At 68.3% G+C, this 20016-nt stretch carries 18 protein-coding genes and 1 pseudogene; 13 read left to right on the top strand and 6 right to left on the bottom strand.

Annotation, left to right across the window (positions count from 1 at the left end; genetic code table 11):
• Positions 1-12 precede the first annotated feature (12 nt).
• A complete protein-coding gene (locus tag ACEN9N_RS08930) occupies positions 13-591 on the bottom strand; it encodes a COG4648 family protein (protein WP_235507914.1) in 579 nt (192 codons plus the stop codon).
• 70 nt (positions 592-661) lie between these two features.
• A complete protein-coding gene (locus tag ACEN9N_RS08925) occupies positions 662-973 on the bottom strand; it encodes a phosphopantetheine-binding protein (protein WP_007837856.1) in 312 nt (103 codons plus the stop codon).
• A 194-nt stretch (positions 974-1167) separates the two neighbouring features.
• Between ACEN9N_RS08925 and ACEN9N_RS08920 the strand changes: the two genes are divergently transcribed.
• Positions 1168-2682: a helicase HerA-like domain-containing protein gene (locus ACEN9N_RS08920; RefSeq protein WP_495655878.1), complete on the top strand. Its 1515-nt coding sequence runs from the start codon at positions 1168-1170 to the stop codon at positions 2680-2682.
• 21 nt (positions 2683-2703) lie between these two features.
• On the opposite strand, the gene ACEN9N_RS08915 is transcribed toward ACEN9N_RS08920, so the two are convergent.
• Together ACEN9N_RS08915 and ACEN9N_RS08910 are read right to left on the bottom strand one after the other, a co-directional pair.
• Entirely contained in the window at positions 2704-3345 is a 642-nt protein-coding gene (locus ACEN9N_RS08915; RefSeq protein ID WP_495655877.1) for an NrsF family protein, read from the bottom strand.
• Positions 3342-3932, bottom strand: coding sequence for a sigma-70 family RNA polymerase sigma factor (locus ACEN9N_RS08910; RefSeq protein WP_007837861.1), 591 nt, complete (start codon positions 3930-3932; stop codon positions 3342-3344). The genes ACEN9N_RS08915 and ACEN9N_RS08910 overlap by 4 nt, the downstream gene beginning before the upstream one ends.
• Positions 3933-4044: 112 nt before the next feature.
• On the opposite strand from ACEN9N_RS08910, the gene ACEN9N_RS08905 reads away from it, so the two are divergent.
• The 10 genes from ACEN9N_RS08905 (at position 4045) to ACEN9N_RS08860 (ending at position 16529) form a co-directional block, all read left to right on the top strand.
• A complete protein-coding gene (locus ACEN9N_RS08905; RefSeq protein ID WP_007837869.1) occupies positions 4045-5355 on the top strand; it encodes a GTP cyclohydrolase II in 1311 nt (436 codons plus the stop codon).
• Complete coding sequence (locus ACEN9N_RS08900; RefSeq protein ID WP_495655876.1) at positions 5352-6761, top strand: URC4/urg3 family protein; 1410 nt, start codon at positions 5352-5354, stop codon at positions 6759-6761. The genes ACEN9N_RS08905 and ACEN9N_RS08900 overlap by 4 nt, the downstream gene beginning before the upstream one ends.
• 35 nt (positions 6762-6796) lie before the next feature.
• Positions 6797-7426 (top strand): uracil phosphoribosyltransferase, encoded by a 630-nt coding sequence (gene upp / locus ACEN9N_RS08895; protein WP_007837874.1) that lies wholly within the window; start codon positions 6797-6799, stop codon positions 7424-7426.
• A gap of 151 nt (positions 7427-7577) precedes the next feature.
• Entirely contained in the window at positions 7578-8579 is a 1002-nt protein-coding gene (locus ACEN9N_RS08890) for a BMP family protein (RefSeq protein WP_495655875.1), read from the top strand.
• A gap of 10 nt (positions 8580-8589) precedes the next feature.
• On the top strand, positions 8590-11403 hold the full coding sequence (locus tag ACEN9N_RS08885; RefSeq protein ID WP_413313564.1) for a polysaccharide deacetylase family protein: 2814 nt from the start codon (positions 8590-8592) through the stop codon (positions 11401-11403).
• Positions 11400-12371, top strand: a complete 972-nt coding sequence (locus ACEN9N_RS08880; RefSeq protein ID WP_413313565.1) for a 5'-methylthioadenosine/S-adenosylhomocysteine nucleosidase — start codon at positions 11400-11402, stop codon at positions 12369-12371. The genes ACEN9N_RS08885 and ACEN9N_RS08880 overlap by 4 nt, the downstream gene beginning before the upstream one ends.
• Positions 12372-12417: 46 nt before the next feature.
• A complete protein-coding gene (locus ACEN9N_RS08875) occupies positions 12418-14025 on the top strand; it encodes an ABC transporter ATP-binding protein (RefSeq protein WP_413313566.1) in 1608 nt (535 codons plus the stop codon).
• A complete protein-coding gene (locus ACEN9N_RS08870) occupies positions 14025-15086 on the top strand; it encodes an ABC transporter permease (protein WP_413313612.1) in 1062 nt (353 codons plus the stop codon). Before ACEN9N_RS08875 ends, ACEN9N_RS08870 begins: the two co-directional genes overlap by 1 nt.
• 67 nt (positions 15087-15153) lie before the next feature.
• Entirely contained in the window at positions 15154-16077 is a 924-nt protein-coding gene (locus ACEN9N_RS08865; protein ID WP_007838850.1) for an ABC transporter permease, read from the top strand.
• Positions 16077-16529 carry a hypothetical protein gene (locus tag ACEN9N_RS08860; protein ID WP_007838849.1) on the top strand — a complete coding sequence of 151 codons (453 nt, stop codon included), beginning with the start codon at positions 16077-16079 and terminating at the stop codon, positions 16527-16529. The genes ACEN9N_RS08865 and ACEN9N_RS08860 overlap by 1 nt, the downstream gene beginning before the upstream one ends.
• 16 nt (positions 16530-16545) lie before the next feature.
• Here the strand turns inward: ACEN9N_RS08860 and ACEN9N_RS08855 are convergent.
• A pseudogene (locus ACEN9N_RS08855) lies at positions 16546-16656 on the bottom strand (AraC family transcriptional regulator); the annotation flags it as partial.
• A gap of 220 nt (positions 16657-16876) precedes the next feature.
• On the opposite strand from ACEN9N_RS08855, the gene ACEN9N_RS08850 reads away from it, so the two are divergent.
• Together ACEN9N_RS08850 and ACEN9N_RS08845 are read left to right on the top strand one after the other, a co-directional pair.
• On the top strand, positions 16877-18163 hold the full coding sequence (locus tag ACEN9N_RS08850) for an amidohydrolase family protein (protein ID WP_413313568.1): 1287 nt from the start codon (positions 16877-16879) through the stop codon (positions 18161-18163).
• A gap of 73 nt (positions 18164-18236) precedes the next feature.
• A complete protein-coding gene (locus ACEN9N_RS08845) occupies positions 18237-19121 on the top strand; it encodes an alpha/beta hydrolase (RefSeq protein ID WP_413313569.1) in 885 nt (294 codons plus the stop codon).
• On the opposite strand, the gene ACEN9N_RS08840 is transcribed toward ACEN9N_RS08845, so the two are convergent.
• On the bottom strand, positions 19118-19951 hold the full coding sequence (locus ACEN9N_RS08840) for an NAD-dependent protein deacetylase (RefSeq protein ID WP_413313570.1): 834 nt from the start codon (positions 19949-19951) through the stop codon (positions 19118-19120). The two genes, ACEN9N_RS08845 and ACEN9N_RS08840, sit on opposite strands and share 4 nt — an antisense overlap.
• Positions 19952-20016 lie beyond the last annotated feature (65 nt).

Genomic DNA, 20016 nt, shown 5'->3' with positions numbered 1-20016 from the left:
GCAGCGCCTGTGTCATTGGCCGCCGGGGCTGGTGTCCACCGACGATGTGCCGTAGAACGCGCGCACCGCATCCACGAGGCGCGTGCGTTCGAATTCGGGATGCAGCCGGTAGCGCAGCAGGTGTTCGCCGACGAACAGCAGCGTCACCATCACCGGCGACAGCACATTGGCGAACAGCGACCACTCGGAGAACGGCCGTGTCAGGTAGATAAGGATCGACGCCAGCACCGTCAGTGCGAAGAAGCCGGTCCAGATGCGCGTGAGCTGCGTGGTGTAGGCCAGCATGTGGCCCTTGAGCGGATGCACGCGCTGCGCGAACTGGGTGATCAGCGGCAGGCCGCGGCCGCGCAGTGTCGAGCCGAACCAGCCGCACAGGGCTGCGTTGATGGCCACGTGCTGCAGCACGTACAGCCGGTTGGGATCGCCCGCCTCACCAAGGAAGACGAGCGAAAAACCGCCAATGCCCAGCACGGCCACGGCGGCAAGGCCCCAGCGGCCGAACCAGCTGGCGGCCAGGCCCATGGCGGCGAGCCAGAGCGGGCCGAGCAACACCACCACCGCCCATGGCTCCGTGGCGTGGAACAGCGTCATCCAGTGAGAGAGGCCGGCATATGCAACCCCCACCACCAACAGGAGTGCTATTCGCCATCGCGACATGGGATCAGGAAGCTACGCGATGCTGGGCGACGTGGGTCGCGAGCGTGCGCAGCGACTGAAAAATCTGCTGGTTGCGTTCGTCGTCCGAACGCAGTTGGAACCCATAGCGGCGCGAGACTTCGAGCGCCACTTCGAGGATGTCGATGGAGTCGAGTCCCAGGCCTTCGCCATAGAGCGGTTCGGTCGGCACGATGTCCTCGGGGGCCACTTCGAGATTCAGCGCGCTCACGAGCAGCACGGCCAGCTCTTTTTCGATCGGCGACTGTTCGGAGGCATCGCCAGTGGCGGGAATGGGGGGCTGAGCAGTCGATGACAAAAAAACCTCCTGAAACTTTTGCCTGAACTATCGTGCGGGTCGTGGATTATAGGAGGGCCGCTTAGGGCCTGTTCGCCCTGTGCAAGGGGGTCGCGTTGCTTCGAAAAGGGGCTGGCTGTGGCGAACTTCGCGACCCCCTTGCACAGGGTGCACAGGCCCTAGACTACCCGCTTCGATACGACCCGGAGCGCCCCATGGCCGACCCCCTTCTGATCGCACGGCATGAAGCCATCGAGTGCAATCTTCTCCCCAGCCTGGCCAACCGCCACGGCCTGATCACCGGCGCCACCGGCACCGGCAAGACCGTCACCCTGCAGACCATCGCGGAGAAGCTGTCCAGCATCGGCGTGCCGGTGTTCATGGCCGACGTCAAGGGCGACCTGACGGGCGTCAGCCAAAAGGGCACTATCGGCGACAAGCTGGCCGCCACGCTGAAAGAACGCGGCATCGATCTGCCCGAGCCCTCCGCCTGCCCCGTCACGCTGTGGGATGTGTTCGGCGAACAGGGCCATCCGGTGCGCGCCACCATCTCCGACATGGGCCCGCTGCTGCTGGCCCGCATGCTCGACCTGAACGAAACACAGGCCGGCGTGCTGAACCTGGTGTTCAAGATCGCCGACGACAACGGCCTGCTGCTGCTCGACCTGAAAGACCTGCGCGCCATGCTGCAGTACGTGGGCGAGAACGCGAGCCAGTTCACCACCCAGTACGGCAACATCAGCGCCGCCAGCGTGGGTGCCATCCAGCGCGGCCTGCTGCAGATCGAGACCCAGGGCGGCGACAAGTTCTTCGGGGAGCCGATGCTCAACATCGCCGACTTCATGCAGACCGTGGGCGGCAAGGGGGTCATCAACGTCCTCGCGGCCGACAAGCTCATGAACTCGCCGCGCCTGTACGCCACCTTCCTGCTGTGGATGCTGTCGGAGCTGTTCGAGCAGCTACCCGAAATCGGCGATCCCGAGCAGCCCAAGCTGGCCTTCTTCTTCGACGAGGCCCACCTGCTGTTCAACGAGGCGCCCAAGGCGCTGGTGGAACGCATCGAGCTGGTGGTGCGCCTGGTGCGCTCCAAGGGCGTGGGCGTGTATTTCGTCACGCAGAACCCGCTGGACATTCCCGATACGGTGCTGGCCCAGTTGGGCAACCGCGTGCAGCACGCGCTGCGCGCTTTCACCCCGCGCGACCAGAAGGCCGTGAAGGCGGCCGCCAGCACCATGCGCCAGAAGCCGGGCCTCGACATCGAAACCGCCATCACCGAACTCGCGGTCGGCGAGGCGCTCGTGAGCTTCCTCGACGAAAAGGGCCGCCCGAGCGTGACCGAACGCGTATTCGTGCTGCCGCCGGGCAGCCAGCTCGGCCCGATCACGCCCGACCAGCGCAAGGCGCTGGTCGCGGGCTCGCTGGTCGCGGGCGTCTACGAGAAGACGGTGGACCGCGAATCGGCCTACGAAAAGCTCAAGGGCCGCGCCGAGAGCGCACCCGACGCGCCCGCGGTTGGCGCGGGTGGCAAGCCCGCGGCCGAATCGTCCGGCTCCGGCATGGGCGGCATGCTCAACGACATGCTCTTCGGCACCACTGGACCGCGCGGCGCGAAGCACGACGGGCTGGTGCAGACCATGGCCAAGTCGGCGGTGCGCACGATGGGCACCTCGGTAGGCAAGGAGATCCTGCGCGGGGTGCTGGGCGGGATCTTCGGCAGCAAGAAGCGCTGAGGATGCCCCCTCGGGGGCCGCCTACCAGCGCAGCAGGCGCGGCCCCAGCGCGGCGCCAGCCAGCACCGGCACCGCGATCCCGCTCACGTACCAGACTGCGAGAAACGGCGCGGTGAGTTCCATGCAGTGCAGCGCATAGATCGCGGCACCAACGCCTCCGGCCAGCGCCCCGGCCGCGGCCCCCGCCAGCGCCGGCCGCGTGGGCGCCATCCCCTTGAGCGCCACCAGCGTGGCCGCGAACACCGGCAGCGCCATCAGCCCGATGCTCAGCGCGCAGATGCGCCATGACTGCCCCATCAGAGAGGGCATGCGCGCTTCCATCGGCAGGGTGAACCAGGCGACCACCGCCAGCACCCACACCCCGAGCACCGGCAGCGCCGCGCCGACCCAGGCGCGCCGCGGCGCCACACCCGGCCGCGCAAGCCGCTCCACGGCCACGAAGCCGGCCGCTGCGATGCACAGCGGGAACAGCACCTTGACCCAGAACATCGGCCAGAACATGGCCTGCACGATGTCGTACCGCACGCCATACCCGGCGAACAGGATCGCGAACGAGAGCGGCAGGCCCAGCAGCACCGCCAGCCCGATGCGCCGGCCGGCGCGGCGGCGCGGCGCGGCCACCTCGCCATTCGCCAGCATCGCGACGAGATCGTCGGTCTTCATGCCGCACTTCCCCAATTGCTGCCGCACCGCGCCGCCAGCGCCTTGAGCCCGCGGTGGATACCGACCTTCACGGCCGACTCCGACATGCCGGTCAGGCTCGCGGTTTCCGCCACCGACAGGCCTTCGATCTTCACGTGCACGATCGGCAGGCGCTGGCGCTCGGGCAGGGTTTCGAGCAGGCCGCCGAGGTCGCGCTTCGCATCGCTGGCCTCCTCGGCCGATTCGGTGAACACAGCCAGGTCGTCGTCCAGCGGGTCATGCAGGTCTTCGCGAACCGACTTGGCGCGCAGCAGGTCGATCATCTTGTAGCGCGCAATCGCATGCACCCAGGCCGTCAGCGGCTGGTCGCTCTGGTAGGTGTGGCGCTGGTTGTGCATGGCGAGCAGGCATTCCTGGACGAGGTCTTCCACTTCATCGGGCCAGCCAAAGAGGCGCTTGCCCAGAAAGGCGCGCAGGTGCGCGCTGAGTCGCTGCAGGAAGTCGCGGTAGGCCTTCGCGTCGCCGTCGAGGCCGCGAAGGAACAGGCTGCGCAGCGCCGCTTCCGCGTCGCTCGGGTTCACCCTGCTGCTTATTGTGTTTCGTGCCATCGGGCCGGCCGGTTACAGCCGTGTCGAAAAAAGATTCCGGCTGATTGTGCCCAAGCCATCCGCTTGCAAGCGCCACACGCCATCGGTACATTGTGTTTTTTGAGGGCCTCCAATGTCTGCAGACAGTACAACGATCCCTTCCGTCCCCGGCGGCGTCACGCCCCTCCCCCCGCTCCATCCCTCGACGTCGACCGGCCACATCCGGCTTACCTCGCACGCGGGCGGCTTCGGCGCCCTGCCCATCCAGTGGGGCGCGGCCACCGCCACCGAACGAGGGCCGGTCGTCGGCACCACCACCAAGCGCGCGCACCGCAACGTCATCGGCACGCACAGCGGTTCATACAGCGTGTACCGCGCGTTGGCGGTGGCGGCAGGGGCGCTCAAGCGCGAGCACAAAGCCGACCTGACCAACACCGCGCCGACCGACGTGATCGGCCCGTATCCGCAGTGGAGCGATCCGGGCCGCATCGTGTCGCTCGACCCGTGGGGCGCACTGGTGGCCGATGTGTTTTCTGCAGAACTCGCGGCGGGCTACGACATCCGCCCGACCATCGCGATCACGAAGGCCCACGTGATCCTGCCCGAGGTGATCGAGGCGCTGCAGAGCGGCCGCCTCAAGGCCGATGGCAAGTTCCTCACCGCCGGTGGCGCCGCGATGGTCACCAAGGCCGCCATCGAACCCGTGTGGTACCTGCCCGAGGTGGCGCGGCGCTTCGGCTGCTCCGAGACCGACCTGCGCCGCACGCTGTTCGAAGAGACTGGCGGCATGTACCCCGAGCTGGTCACGCGCTCCGACCTCGAAGTGTTCCTGCCGCCCATCGGTGGGCAGACGCTCTACATCTTCGGCAATCCGCGCGACCTGGCCAATCCCGACGTTGAGCTCACCGCGCGCATCCATGACGAGTGCAACGGCTCCGACGTGTTCGGCTCCGACATCTGCACCTGCCGGCCCTACCTCACGCACGCCATCGAGGAGTGCATCCAGGGTGCGCAGCGCGGTGGTGTCGGCCTGATCGCCTACTCGCGCAAGGAAGGCCGCGCGCTCGGCGAGGTCACCAAGTTCCTGGTCTACAACGCGCGCAAGCGCCAGGTCGGCGGCGACACGGCCGACCAGTACTTCGCGCGCACCGAGTGCGTGGCCGGGGTGCAGGACATGCGCTTCCAGGAGCTGATGCCCGACGTCTTCCACTGGCTCGGCATCAAGAAGATCCATCGGCTCGTGTCGATGAGCAACATGAAGTTCGACGCGATCACCGGCTCGGGCATCGAGATCGGCGAGCGGGTGAACATTCCCGACGAGCTGATTCCAGCGGACGCCCGCGTCGAGATGGACGCGAAGATGGCCGCCGGCTATTTCACGCCCGGCCCGGTGCCGGACGCCGACGAACTCAAGAAGGCCAAAGGCCGGGGACTCGCCGAATGAGCAACAGTCACGACCAATTCGACAACATGCCGGTCGACGGATCGGGCAGCTTGCCGCCGGGCGGCGCGGGCGAGATCGACCCGTCCATCGAATTCACGGCCGACACCGCGCACCCTGCCGGCGCTGCCAGCCTGCTGCGCACCACAGCCGCCATCCGGCAGCGCGCGGGCGCCCTGCTGGCGCGCGCGCGCCGGGGCGAATCGCAGTGGTTCCGCCTCGGCGGCGACGACACGCTCGAAGACGCCGCACGCACCGTCGCGGAGGTCACGCGCGAGCGTTATCCGTGGGACACCATCCCATACCACAGCCGCTGGCGCCATTTCGAGGCGGGGGGCGCCGACCGGCTGAAGCAGCTGGACGAGTTGCTCGGTCCGCGCATCGATGCACGGCAGCGCGCCCGCGCGCACATCGACCTCGTGCTGGTGAGCGTGCTGCTCGACGCCGGCGCAGGCCCCGACTGGGGCTACACCGAGCCGGCCACGGGCGCGCGCTTCACGCGTTCCGAAGGGCTGGGCGTGGCGAGCTTCCACGCCTTCACCAGCGGACTTTTCTCGTCGAACCCCGACCATCCCTGCCAGGCCGATGCGGCCGGCCTGCGCGGCCTCGTCACCGACCGGCTCGGCGACGCGTTCCAGGTCAGCGAAGTCAATCCGCTGGTGGGCCTCGCGGGCCGCGCGGTGCTGCTGCGCCGGCTTGGCGAAGCGATGAGCGAGCAGCCCGAGACCTTCGGCGAGGACGGCCGCCCCGCCGGCATGTTCGACGCCCTCGTGGCGCCCTTCGGCGCCGCCACGCCGCCCACCGCCGAGATCACCGCGCACCAGATTCTTTCGCTGCTGCTGGAGACGCTCTCGCGCATCTGGCCGGCGGCCAGCGCGGTCGACAGCATTGCCGCCGACGGCAGCGACAGTGCAGGCGGCATCGGCTCGGGCGACCCGGCGCTTGCGCTGGGCGACTGCTGGCGGCACAGCGCGGTGCGCGGACCCGGCCTCACCAATGGCTGGATGCCCTTCCACAAGCTTTCGCAGTGGCTCACGTACTCGCTGCTCGAGCCCTTCGAGTGGGCCGGAGTGAAGGTGCGGCACCTCGACGCGCTCACGGCCCTGCCCGAGTACCGCAACGGCGGCCTGCTGATCGACAGCGGCGTGATCGTGCCGAAGGACCCCGCCTTCCTCGAGCGCCGCTGGAAGGTGGGCGACGAGTTCATCGTCGAATGGCGCGCTCTCACGGTGGCGCTGCTCGACGAGGTGGCACCGCGCGTGCGCAAGGTGCTCGACCGCACCGAGGAAGAATTGCCGCTGGCCTGCGTTCTGGAAGGCGGCACCTGGGCGGCGGGCCGGGCTCTGGCACAGCGCTTGCGTGACGGTGCTCCGCCTCTGCTGATCGAGAGCGACGGCACTGTCTTCTAGACTCCCGGTTTTCAGCAACGATAGAAAAAATTCCAATGAGCAACGTCCACCTCGTCAACCACCCCCTCGTCCAGCACAAGCTCACCCTGATGCGCCGCAAGGACGCGTCCACCAACAGCTTCCGCCGGCTCCTCAATGAAATCAGCATGCTCATGGCCTACGAGGTCACGCGCGACATGCCGATGCAGGACATCGAGGTCGAGACCCCGCTCGAGACCATGCAGGCCAAGGTCATCGACGGCAAGAAGCTGGTGCTGGTGTCGATCCTGCGTGCCGGCACCGGCATCCTGGACGGCATGCTGACCGTGGTGCCGGGCGCGCGCGTCGGCCACATCGGCCTGTACCGCGACCCCAAGACGCTGACGGCCGTGGAGTACTACTTCAAGATGCCGGGCGAGATGGAGAACCGCGACGTGATCGTGGTCGACCCGATGCTGGCCACCGGCAACTCGGCCGTGGCCGCAGTCGAGCGCCTGAAAGAGCTGAACCCCAAGTCGATCAAGTTCGTCTGCCTGCTGACCTGCCCCGAAGGCGTCGCAACCATGCAGAAGGCCCATCCGGACGTGCCGATCTACACGGCCGCGATCGACCGCGAGCTGAACAGCCACGGCTACATCCTGCCCGGCCTCGGCGACGCGGGCGACCGGATCTTCGGCACGAAGTAAGGCTCGCCCCCAGGCTGCGCGCACTTCGTGTCGCTTCGCCTTCCCCCTACCGGGGGCAACACCAGCGGCCCGGCAAAGCCGGTTCCGCGGTGTGCCCCGAACAGATGCGCCATCGAGGCCACGTTTTTTTCATAGACCGAGGAGAAGCACCGTGACAGCACGCCGTCAGTTGATCATTCGTTCCGTCGCCATCGCCGCAGCGCTTGCGGCGGGCGCGCCCGGCCTGGCGTTCGCACAGGCCAAGCTCAAGGTGGCGGCGGTGTACACCGTGCCGTTCGAGCAGCAATGGGTGGGCCGCATCCACAAGGCGCTGAAGGCGGCCGAGGCGCGCGGCGAGATCGAATACAAGGCCACCGAGAACGTCAGCAACGCCGACTACGAACGCGTGATGCGCGAGTACGCCACCGGCGGCAACCAGCTGATCCTGGGCGAGGTGTTCGGCGTGGAGGCGGCTGCGCGCAAGGTGGCCAAGGACTTTCCCAAGGTGGCCTTCCTGATGGGCTCGTCGCTCAAGCCGCAGGCACCCAACTTCAGCGTGTTCGACAACTACATCCAGGAGCCGGCCTACCTGAGCGGCATGGTCGCGGGCGGCATGACGAAGAGCAACCGCATCGGCATGGTCGGCGGCTTTCCGATTCCCGAGGTCAACCGCCTGATGAACGCCTTCATGGCAGGCGCCAGGGAAACGAACCCGAAGGTGGAGTTCAGCGTGAGCTTCATCAACAGCTGGTTCGACCCACCGAAGGCCAAGGAAGCAGCCTTCGCCATGATCGACAAGGGCGCGGACGTGATGTACGCCGAGCGCTTCGGCGTTTCGGACGCGGCCAAGGAAAAGGGCAAGCTCGCCATCGGCAACGTGATCGACACGCAAGGCCAGTACCCCGACACGGTGGTAGCCTCCGCCCTGTGGAACTTCGAGCCCGCTGCCGACCGCGCGATCAAGCTCGTGAAGGAAGGCAAGTTCGTGGCCGAGGACTACGGCGTGTACGCACAGATGAAGCACAAGGGCTCCGAGCTCGCGCCGCTGGGCACCTTCGAGAAGAAGGTGCCGGCAGACATCGTCGCCAAGGTGAAGGCCAGGCAGGCCGACATCCTGTCGGGCAAGTTCACGGTGAAGGTGGACGACAGCCAGCCCAAGTCCACCGCAAAGTAGGCATCGTCGAATGCAAATGAATCGTGTGCGGTGGCAGACCGCAAGCCAGGCCGTGGCTGTCGTGGCCTTGGCGCTCGGCCTCGCCGCGTGCCAGCGTGAGCAACCCGTGGCTGCGGCGGCGCCCGCCGCGGCGGCCACGCCTCCTGCGATGGCCGCATCGGCGGCAGCACCCCCAGTGGCCGCGTCGCCGGTCGGCATCCCGCCCCAGCTGCAGGAGCGTGCCGATGCCCTGCTCGCCGCCCACCGGCAGATGATCGTGCTGATGACCGGCGAGCGCACGCTCGACGCGGCCGAGAAGCGCGCGGTCGGCGCGGTTGGGCAACTGCTGTTCCATGACATGCAGGAGCGCCAGCGTGCACTGGTCGCCCAGGCCGGCGAGGAATCCGACCCGGCCACGGTGCCCGCATTGAACGCGCTGCTGGACCGCATCGAAAGCGAGCCGAGCTGGTTCGATGCCGACCGCCTCGCGTTCAAGGAATTCCTCGGTGAGCTGAGCACGCGCTACGGCCAGGCGCAGTCGCTGTCCGGCCTCAAGCTCGGCCGCCGCGCCAGCGAAGACCTGGTCGTGCTCGCCGAGATCGAGCAGGCCTACGACCGTGAACTGAAGGACGTGTTCGGCCGCTTCGCGCAGCGCGGCATCGAGCCCAAGCGGGAAAAATGGGCCGACTACGTGGCCAAGCTCCAGGGCATCTATTCGCGCGAGAAGATCCTCAAGGACTTCGGCGCCATCGTCCCCTACACCCAGCCCGCGGGTGGTGCCAAGGAAAGCGCCGCTGATTCGCGCGAGATCTTCGGCACCTCGCTGCCCCCAAAGACCGTGGTGCTGACCTTCGACGACGGCCCGCACGCCAAGCACACGGACGAGATCCTCGAGATCCTCAAGCGCTACGACGCGCCGGCCATCTTCTTCGAGCTCGGCCAGAACCTCGGCAAGCTCGATGCCCAGGGCAAGGCCCAGCTCGGCGCCAACGGCGCTGTGGCCAAGCGCGTGCTGGCCGCGGGGCATGTGCTGGCGAACCACAGCTTCAGCCACGGCATGATGGCGAAGATGAGCGACGACGCGGTGCGCACCGAGGCCACCGAAACCGAGGCCTTGCTCGACGTCACCGGCCGCCCGCAATCCACGCTGTTCCGCTTTCCCTACGGCGCGCGCAACGAAGACAAGCTCAGCACGGTCGAGGCGCTCAAGCTGCGCTCGATGATGTGGACCGTCGACTCCATGGACTGGGCCGACCCGGTGCCCAAGTCGATCGCCGACCGCGTGCTGGCCGAGGTCGACAAGGCCAAGCACGGCGTGATCCTGTTCCACGACATCCAGGGCCGCACCGTGCAGGCGCTGCCGACGGTACTCGACCAGCTGGTGGCCGACGGCTACCGCTTCGCCACCTGGCGCGACGGCAAGTTCGTCGTCAATGCGCCCAAGCGCGCGGCACCGGACGACGGCATTGCCGCCGCCGCTGCCGGCGACACGCTCTACCGCGAAAGCTACGCGCTGGTGATCGGCATCGACAAGTACGCCAGGTGGCCCGGTCTGCATCACGCGGTGCTCGACGGCAAGGCCATGGAACAGGCGCTGGTCACGCGCTTCGGCTTCAAGCCCGAGAACGTCACGGCGCTGTACGACGGCGATGCCACGCGCGCCAACATCCTGCGCACGCTCAACGACAAGCTGACCGACAGCAAGCGCGTGAAACGCGACGACCGCGTGCTGGTGTTCTTCGCCGGCCATGGCAGCACCCGCAAGCTCGCGAGCGGGCGCGACGTCGGCTACATCATCCCGGTCGATGCGTCGCTCGACGACCTGGCGGCCGACGCCATCTCCATGCCGCAGCTGCAGGAAGTGGCCGAGGCGCTGTCGGCCAAGCACGTGTTGTTCATGGTGGACGCCTGCTACTCGGGCCTGGGCCTCACGCGGGGCGGCGGGCCGCGCGGCAGCAAGAACTTCCTGAGCGACAACGCGCGCCGCATCGGCCGCCAGATGATCACCGCCGGCGGCGCCGACCAGCAGGTGGCAGACGACGGCCCCGGCGGCCATTCGGTCTTCACCTGGACGGTGCTGCAGGCGCTGTCGGGCAAGGCCGACCTCAATGGCGACGGCGTCATCACCAGCACCGAGCTCGCAGCCTACGTGGCGCCTGCCGTCTCGGCCATCGCGCGGCAGACGCCTGCCTTCGGCAGCCTGCCGGGCTCGGAGGGCGGCGAGTTCGTGTTCGCACTGCCGACCGAGCGCGAAGGCCTCAGCGGCGACGTCGTGCAGCTCGATGCCTCGGCCAGCCAGGTCAACAAGCGCATCGACGAGGCCAACGAGCAGGCCGTGCATGCCGCCGCGGCGACGCCCAAGGCCGCCGCCGCCATCGAGGTGGTGGTGAAGAACCTGGACGGCGCCGAGGCCAGGCTGACGATGCCGGCCGCCGCGCCGCTGCCGCCGCGCGTGGCGGCCCAGCGCGCCAACGACCGCGGGCTGCAGCTGTACCGCGAGCGCCGCTACGAGGAGGCCGAAGCCGCCTTCACCGAGGCGCTCAAGCAGCAGCCGCGCTTCGCGCTGGCGGCCAACAACCTCGGCTTCCTGTACTTCAAGCGCGGCAAGCCGGTCGAGGCTGCGCGCTGGTTCGAGCAGGCCATCGACATGGACGGCAGCCGTGCCCTCGCCTACCTGAACCTCGGCGATGCGCAGCTGCAGGCCGGCAACGACGCCAAGGCGCTCGCCGCCTACACCACCTTCGTCGGCCTGGCGCCAAAGCACCCGCGTGCTCCCGCGCTGCAGGCCTGGATCGCCACGCCCGATGCCGCGCATCGCCCTGCACTACCACCCACCAACTCATGACGACCCACCACACTTCATTGCTGCAACGCCTGCGGGGTCCGGTGCTTGCCGCCACGCTCGGCCTCGTGCTCTCGGGTTGCGTCGGCGTCTACAGGTCGCCCGCTGTCGTCAGCACCGACAGCAGCACGCGCCTGGACAGCACGCCGCGCATCGCGGTGCTCTCGGCCTTCGAACCCGAGCTCAAGCTGCTGCTGACGCGCCTGCAAGGCCCGGTGAAGTACAGCGTGAACGGCGTGGAATTCACCACCGGCACGCTCGAAGGCAAGCCCGTGGTGCTGTTCCTGTCGGGCATCAGCATGACGAACGCGACGATGAACACGCAGCTCGTGCTCGACCGATTCCGTGTCACGAACATCGTGTTCAGCGGCATCGCGGGCGGCGTGAATCCGTCGTTGCACGTCGGCGACGTCACGGTGCCGGCCCAGTGGGGCCAGTACCTCGAGGTGCTGATGGCGCGCGAAACCGCACCCGGCAAGTACACGGCGCCGCCCTTCATCACCGACGCCACGCGGCCGAACTTCGGCATGATGTTCCCGCGCCCGGTCGAGGTGCGATCGGCGGCGCGCCCCGAGATCCAGCGCAAGTTCTGGTTCGAGGCCGACCCGAAGATGCTCGACGTGGCGCGTGGCATCCGCAGCGTAGACCTTGCCAACTGCAGCGCCGGCAAGTGCCTGCCGCGCAAGCCGCAGCTGGTGGTCGGCGGCAACGGCGTCTCGGGCCAGGCCTTCATGGACAACAAGGCCTACCGCGAATACACCTACAAGACCTTCCAGGCCAACGTGCTCGACATGGAAACTGCGGCCGTGGGCATGGTCGCCTATGCCAATGGCGTGCCCTACATCGCCTTCCGCTCGCTCAGCGACCTCGCGGGCGGCGGCGACGGCGAGAACGAGATGGGCACCTTCATGGGCATTGCGGCGGACAACTCCGCAAAGGTCATGCTCGCGTTCCTCGCTGCGTGGAAGTGATCCCGCGTCCTCTCCCTCCCTTCCCGGGGGAAAGAGCAAGGCCTTCATGAACACCACGACCGTTCTCCGCCTCGAAGGCATCACCAAGCGCTTCGGCTCCCTCGTCGCCAACGACGCCATCTCCCTCGACCTGCAGGCCGGCGAGGTGCTCGCGCTGCTTGGGGAGAACGGCGCCGGCAAATCGACGCTGATGTCCATCCTGTTCGGCCACTACGTCGCCGACGAAGGCAGCATCGAAGTCTTCGGTGCACCGCTGCCGCCGGGCAACCCGAAGGCCGCGCTCGCCGCCGGCGTGGGCATGGTGCACCAGCATTTCACGCTGGCCGACAACCTCAGCGTGCTCGACAACGTGATGATGGGCACCGAGCCGCTGTGGCTCCCCGTGTCGCGCCGCGCCGCCGCACGCACCAGGCTGCTCGAGGTGGCCCGGCGCTTCGGCCTGCCGGTGCAGCCTGATGTGCAGATCGGCAGCCTCTCGGTCGGCGAGCGCCAGCGCGTGGAAATCCTCAAGGCGCTGTACCGCGGCGCGCGCATCCTGATCCTCGACGAGCCGACCGCCGTGCTCACGCCGCAGGAAAGCGAGGCGTTGTTCGCCACGCTCGCGCAGATGGTGGCGCAGGGCTTGTCGGTCATCTTCATCAGCCACAAGCTCGGCGAGGTGCTGCGCGTGTCGCACCGCGTGGCCGTGCTGCGCGGCGGCAAGCTGGTAGCCGAGGCGCGCACCGCCGACACCACGCAGGCGCAGCTCGCGCTGTGGATGGTCGGGCATGCGGTCGAGGCGCCGCAGCGGCGGCCGGCCAGATCAGTGGGCGATGCGGTCTGTGTGCTCGATCACGTGAGCACCGTATCGGACAAGGACGGCGGGCAGGACCATTCGGCCGGCCTTCGCGAGGTATCGCTGACGCTGCGCGCGGGCGAGATCACCGCCATTGCGGGGGTCTCCGGCAACGGCCAGGTCGCGCTCGCCGAGTTGCTGAGCGGCACGCGCCGCGCCATCTCTGGCACCGCCCAATTCATGGGCCGCGCATTGCCGCCCTCGCCGGCCCGGCTGGTGCAGCGCGGCGTCGCGCGCATTCCGGAAGACCGGCATGCCGTCGGCGTGGTCGGTGATCTGCCGGTGTGGGAGAACGCGGTGTCGGAACGGCTGCGCAGCCCGGTGTTCTCGCACTGGTCGTGGCTCGTGAAACGCACCGCCACCCGGCTGCATGCGCGGCGCATCGAGAAGGCATTCGACGTGCGCGGCGCCGGCCTGATGGCCCCGGCCCGTTCTCTCTCCGGCGGGAACATGCAGAAACTGATCCTGGGGCGTGCACTGCTCGCGCCTGAGCAGCCCGAAGCGGCCAAAGGCGACGACAACAGGAAGCACCCGAACCGCGCGCCGCGCCTGATCGTCGCGCACCAGCCGACCTGGGGCCTCGACATCGGCGCGGTGGCCTATGTGCAGCAGCAACTGATTGCAGCACGCGACGCAGGCGCGGCCGTGCTGCTGATCTCCGATGACCTCGACGAAGTGCTCGCGCTCGGCGACCGCGTGGCCGTGATGCATGGCGGCCGCCTGGGCGAAGCCCGCCCGGCCACCGCGTGGACGCGTGAAGCCATCGGGCTGGCCATGGCCGGCGCGACGGCGCCTCGATCCAAAGGAGCCGCAACATGATGCGGCTCGAACGACGCCACGAGACCTCGCGCGCCGCATTGGTGCTTGCCCCCATCGGCGCGGTCGTCTTCACCATGGCGGTCAGTGCGCTGCTGGTGCTGTGGGCCGGCGCTCCGGTCGGTCGCACCTATGCGCTGCTTCTGCAGGGCGGCTTCGGCTCGGTGTTCGCGTGGAGCGAAACGCTGACGCGCGCGATCCCGCTGATCCTCACCGGGCTGGCGGCCACGGTCGCATTCAAGGCGCGGCTGTTCAACATCGGCGCCGAGGGCCAGCTTTACGCTGGCGCGCTGGCCGCCGTGGCGGTGGGCGGTATGCATGGCGGCACCGGTTTCGAGCTGTCGCCTTGGCTGCTGTTTCCGCTGATGATGCTGGCTGCCGCCATCGCGGGCGCACTGATGCTGCTGGGCCCGGCGCTCATGAAGAACCGGCTGGGCGTGGACGAGGTCGTCACCACGTTGCTGATCAACTTCATCGTTCTGCTCGGCGTCTCGGCGCTGCTCGACGGGCCGATGAAAGACCCGAGCGCCATGGGCTGGCCGCAGAGCGTGTCGCTGCAGTCCGACCTCGAACTGGGCAAGCTCATCGCGCAGACGCGCGTGCACACTGGACTGCTGTGGGCCGTGTCGCTCGCCGTGACGGTGTGGGCTGTCTTCAAGTACACGGTGCTGGGTTTCGACATTCGCGCCGTGGGCGCGAATGCGCGCGCCGCGGCCTTCGCCGGCGTGCCGGTGACGCGCACCGTGGTGATGGTGGCGCTGCTCTCGGGCGCGCTGGCCGGGCTGGCGGGCGCGATCGAGGTGGCGGGCCGCACGAGCTACGTCACGCTCGACATGTCGCCGGGCTACGGCTACACGGGCATCGTGATCGCGATGCTGGCGGGGCTGCATCCGCTGGGCGTGATCGCGGCCGGCGTGTTCGTGGCGGGCGTGCTGGTCGGCGCCGACACCATGAGCCGCGCGGTCGGCGTGCCGACCTACATTGCGGACGTGATCGTCGCCGCCTCGCTGATCGCGGTGCTCGTGGCAACGCTGCTGACGCAATACCGGGTGCGATTCAAATGACAGCATGTCCCTTCCCGATCTTGCCCCCACCCCAGTCCTCCCCCGGAAGGGGAGCGAGGAATACAGCATGACCGACCTGCTCGACATCCTCGCCAACCCGGCTTTCTGGGTCGCGGTGCTGCGCATCGCCACGCCGCTGATTCTGGGCACGCTCGGCGTGCTGCTGTGCGAGCGCGCGGGCGTGCTCAACCTCGGCATCGAAGGAATCATGGTCGCGGGCGCTTTCACCGGCTGGCTCGCGGTGTATGCAGGCGCGCCGCTGTGGGTCGGCGTGGGCGTGGCCGCGCTGACGGGCCTGGTGTTCGGGCTGCTGCACGCCTTTCTTACCGTAGGCCTGGCGCTCTCGCAGCATGTCTCGGGGCTGGGCATCACGCTGCTGGCGACCGCGCTCAGCTACTTCGGCTACCGCGTGAGTTTTCCAAAGGTGAACACACCGCCGACCATCACGCCCTTTGCGCCGATGGACTGGCTGCCCATTCCGATCCTCAATGCCCAGACCGCGCTCACGCTGTTCGCGCTGCTGCTGGTGCCCATCATCGGCTGGGTGCTGTACCGCACGCCGCTCGGCCTCGCGCTGCGCATGGTCGGCGAGAACCCGCAGGCGGCCGAGAGCCAGGGCGTGTCGGTTGCGGCCACGCGCACGGGCGCCATCGTCGCGGGCTCGGCGCTGATGGGCGTGGCCGGCTCGTTCCTCACGCTGTCTGCCTTCAATGCCTTCTTCTTCAACATGGTGAACGGCCGCGGCTGGATCTGCGTGGCGCTGGTGGTGTTCGCCTCGTGGCGTCCGGGCAAGGCGCTGGTCGGCGCGCTGCTGTTCGCCTTCTTCGACGCGCTGCAGCTGCGGCTGCAACAATCGGGCGATGCCATGCTGCCCTACCAGCTGTACCTGATGCTGCCGTACCTGCTGTCGATCCTGGCGCTGGTGCTGGTGGCGCGCAAGGCCAGCTATCCGCAGGCGCTGATGAAGCCCTATCGCAAAGGGGAACGCTGATGGTGAAAACAACCGCTGCAACGCTGCTTGGCGCGCTGTTGACGTTTGCCGGCACAGGCGCGAACGCACTGGGCAGCGACTACAGCTACGACACCTTCAAGACGCCCGATTCGGTCAGCTGGGTACAGCTGTGCGGCACCTGGGGCAAGACCCATCAGGGCACGTACCGCGTCATCCATGCCGACCAGTACGCGCAGTCCTTCCTCTATGTGCAGTGGATGGCGCGCGATGCCAATGGCGGCCTGCATGCCGAACACACGGTAGCGATTGCCGAACTCGACAACGACCATGCCGAGATCGCGCTCACCGACCTCACCTGCCGCGCCACGCCGCGCGGCATCGTGGTGACGGCGAAGGCGACGTCCGGGCATGACGACAAGCTGCGCCGCGTGACCATCGAGGTCGGGCCGGCGGCGGGACAGTACCGCTATCGGGGACAGCGCATGCGCTGACTTCCCGGCTCGCCGGTTAGCGCGATTCGCCGCGCTGCGCGAAATAGCGCGCCGGCGAATCCCCGAAGCTGCGCTTGCACATCGCGATGAAGTTGCTCGGCGTGGCATAGCCGAGCACATCGGCAATATGACGGCATCGACCTTCTTCATCTCTATCGTGCTCCAGCAGATGCTGGGCTACGGTCCACGCCAGCTGCAGGGTTGCCGGGCGGCATTTCTGGCCACTGCCGCGCTCGGCGCACTCGCTGCGTTGACATCGCTGACACTGCGGCGCAATGCCGAAGGAAAATAGCGGCAATCCGATATCCATCGGGCCTTCGTCGCCCGGCTGCCAGAGACCCACCACGATGCTCGACCTCCTCATCACCAACGCTACGCTCCCCGACGGCCGCACCGGCATGTCGATCGCCGTGCAGGGCGGGCGCATCGCCGAAGTCACCGCAGGCCTCGATGCACCGGCGCACGAGAAGCTCGATGCGCAGGGCCTGCTGCTCGCGCCCCATTTCGTCGACCCGCATTTCCACATGGACGCCACGCTGAGCTACGGCCTGCCGCGCGTCAACGAAAGCGGCACGCTGCTCGAAGGCATCGCACTGTGGGGCGAGCTGAAGCCGCTGCTCACGGCCGACGCGCTCATCGAGCGCGCCCTGGCCTATTGCGACTGGGCCGTGGCCAAGGGGCTGCTGGCCGTTCGCTCTCACGTCGACACCAGCGACCCGAGCCTGCTCGCGGTCGATGCGCTGCTCGAAGTCAAGCGCAAGGTCGCGCCCTACCTCGACCTGCAGCTGGTCGCCTTCCCGCAGGACGGAGTGCTGCGCTCGCGCAGCGGCGTCGAGAACCTGGAGCGCGCGCTCGACAAGGGCGTGGACGTGGTCGGCGGCATTCCGCATTTCGAGCGCACCATGGCCGATGGCGCGGCCAGCGTGAAGCTTCTGTGCGAGATCGCCGCCCAACGCGGCAAGCTGGTCGACATGCATTGCGACGAGTCGGACGACCCGCTCTCGCGCCACATCGAGACGCTGGCCTTCGAGGCGCAGCGCCTCGGCATGCAGGGCCGCGTGACGGGCTCGCACTGCACCTCCATGCACTCGATGGACAACTACTACGTGAGCAAGCTGCTGCCGCTGATCGCGCAGAGCGGCGTGGCCGTCGTCGCCAATCCGCTCATCAACATCACGCTGCAGGGCCGCCACGACACCTACCCCAAGCGCCGCGGCATGACGCGCGTGCCCGAGCTGATGGCCGCCGGCGTCAACGTCGCCTTCGGCCACGACTGCGTGATGGACCCGTGGTACGGCATGGGCTCGGGCGACATGCTCGAAGTGGCGCACATGGGCTTGCACGTGGCGCAGATGACGAGCCAGGCCGGCATCCGCCAGTGCTTCGAGGCGGTAACGACCAATGCGGCGCGCGTGATGCACCTGCAGGGCTACGGCATCGAGGCGGGTTGCGATGCGAGCTTCGTGCTTCTGCAGGCGCGCGATGCGGTCGAGGCGATCCGGCTGCGCGCCGCGCGGCTCAAGGTGTTCCGCAAGGGCCGTCTGCTGGCCGAAACGCCTGCTGCCACGGCCAGCCTGCACCTCGCGGGCCGGGATGCATCGACGAGCTGGATGGCGCCGAAGCACGCCGGTTGAGTGCAACGGTCAGCCCGGCGACAGGGCTGCAGCGCGAAAATCCGGCCTTCATCGGTTCACCGGAAGCCCTCTCATGAAACGTCTTGCAGGGATCTGCGCGGCCTGGCTGCTGGCGCTGACGTTCTCGCCGGCCATCGCGCAGCAGCCCGGCGCCGAAACGGCCGCACCGCCCGCCAGCGTGCGCTTGCTGGCCAACCAGCCCTACGGCCCCGATCCGCGCCAGCGCATGGATGTCTACCTGCCGCCGAACGTGCAGCGAGGTACACCGGTGCTCGTGATGGTCCACGGCGGGGCCTGGATGTTCGGCGACAAGGCGGCCGCGTCGGTGGTGAACCAGAAGATCGAACACTGGGTGCGCGGACAAGGCTTCATCCTCGTTTCGGTGAGCTACCGCTTCGTGCCGCAGGTCGACGTGATGCAGCAGGCGCAGGACGTGGCACGTGCCGTCGCCACCGCGCAGGCGAACGCGCCGTCGTGGGGCGGCGATGCCGGCCGCTTCGTGCTCATGGGCCATTCGGCCGGCGCGCACCTTGTCGCATTGCTCAGCGCATCGCCTTCCATCGCCCGGCAACAAGGTGCCCGCCCCTGGCTCGGCGCCGTGGCACTCGACAGCGCCGCGCTGGACACGGTCCAACTAATGCAGCGCCGCCACATGCCCTTCTACGATCGCGTGTTCGGCAACGATCCCGCCTTCTGGCGCACCGTGTCGCCCACCGATGCCCTTGCGCCCGGCGCGCCGCCGATGCTGCTGGTGTGCTCCACCCAGCGCCGCGACGGCTCATGCACGCAGGCCCGGCAGTTCGCGGCGCGCATCGCCGCAACCGGTGGCCGTGCAGAAGTGGCCCCGGAAGATCTTTCGCATGCACAGATCAATTCCGAACTGGGGCTGCCCGGCGCCTACACCGCGGCGGTGGATGCTTTCGTCCGCTCCCTGATCGGCACGTCCAGCCGGAGCTAGGCAAGCTGCTGCGCCAGCGCCGTCAGCGCCTCGCCGACGGGGCGCTCGACCTTCAGCGAAAGCAGCGCATCGGCTCGCGTGCGCCCCAGGTTCACCGCCGCCACCGGCTTGCCCGCCGCGGCCGCCGCCTGCACGAAGCGGAAGCCCGAATAGACCATCAGCGACGAACCGGCCACGAGCACTGCATCAGCCTCTTCCAGCGCGGCGAAGGCGGCGGTGACGCGCTCCTTGGGCACGCTCTCGCCGAAGAACACCACGTCGGGCTTGAGCAGGCCGCCGCAGTGCGAGCAGGCGGGTACGTCGAAGTTGGAGAAATCGCGGCCTTCGAGGTCGGCGTCGCCGTCCGGCGCGGCGCGGGCCTCCAGCTCGGCCCAGCGGGGGTTACGCTGTCGCAGTTCGAGCTGCAATCCGGAGCGCGGCGTGCGCCGCTCGCAGCCCATGCAGCGCACGGTGTCGATGCGCCCGTGCAGGTCGATGGCGCCCCGGCTGCCCGCGGCTTCATGCAGGCCATCGACGTTCTGCGTGAGCAGCAGGCCGACGCGGCCTGCGTCGCCCAGCTTCGCCAATGCGCGGTGCGCTGCGCCGGGCCGCGCTCCCGCCATGGTCGGCCAGCCGATCAGGCTGCGCGCCCAGTAGCGCTTTCGCGTGGATTCCTCGCCCATGAAGGCCTGGTAGGTGACGGGTGACGGGCGCTTCCATTCGCCATCCACGTCGCGGTAGTCGGGAATGCCCGAATCGGTGCTGCAGCCCGCGCCGGTGAGCACGAAGAGCTTGCGGTGGCGCGTGGCGAAGTCGGTGAGCGCATTGTGCGCGGCTGGGGTGGCGGGCATCCGGCCAGCATAAGCCGGCGGCCCGATTCCTGCTAAAGGCCTCATTCTTGTCCGTCAGCGGAGAA

It is taken from the genome of Variovorax sp. Varisp46 (assembly GCF_059491885.1).
Note: the sequence above shows the minus strand (reverse complement) of the source record. Positions and strands in the feature narration are given on the sequence as shown.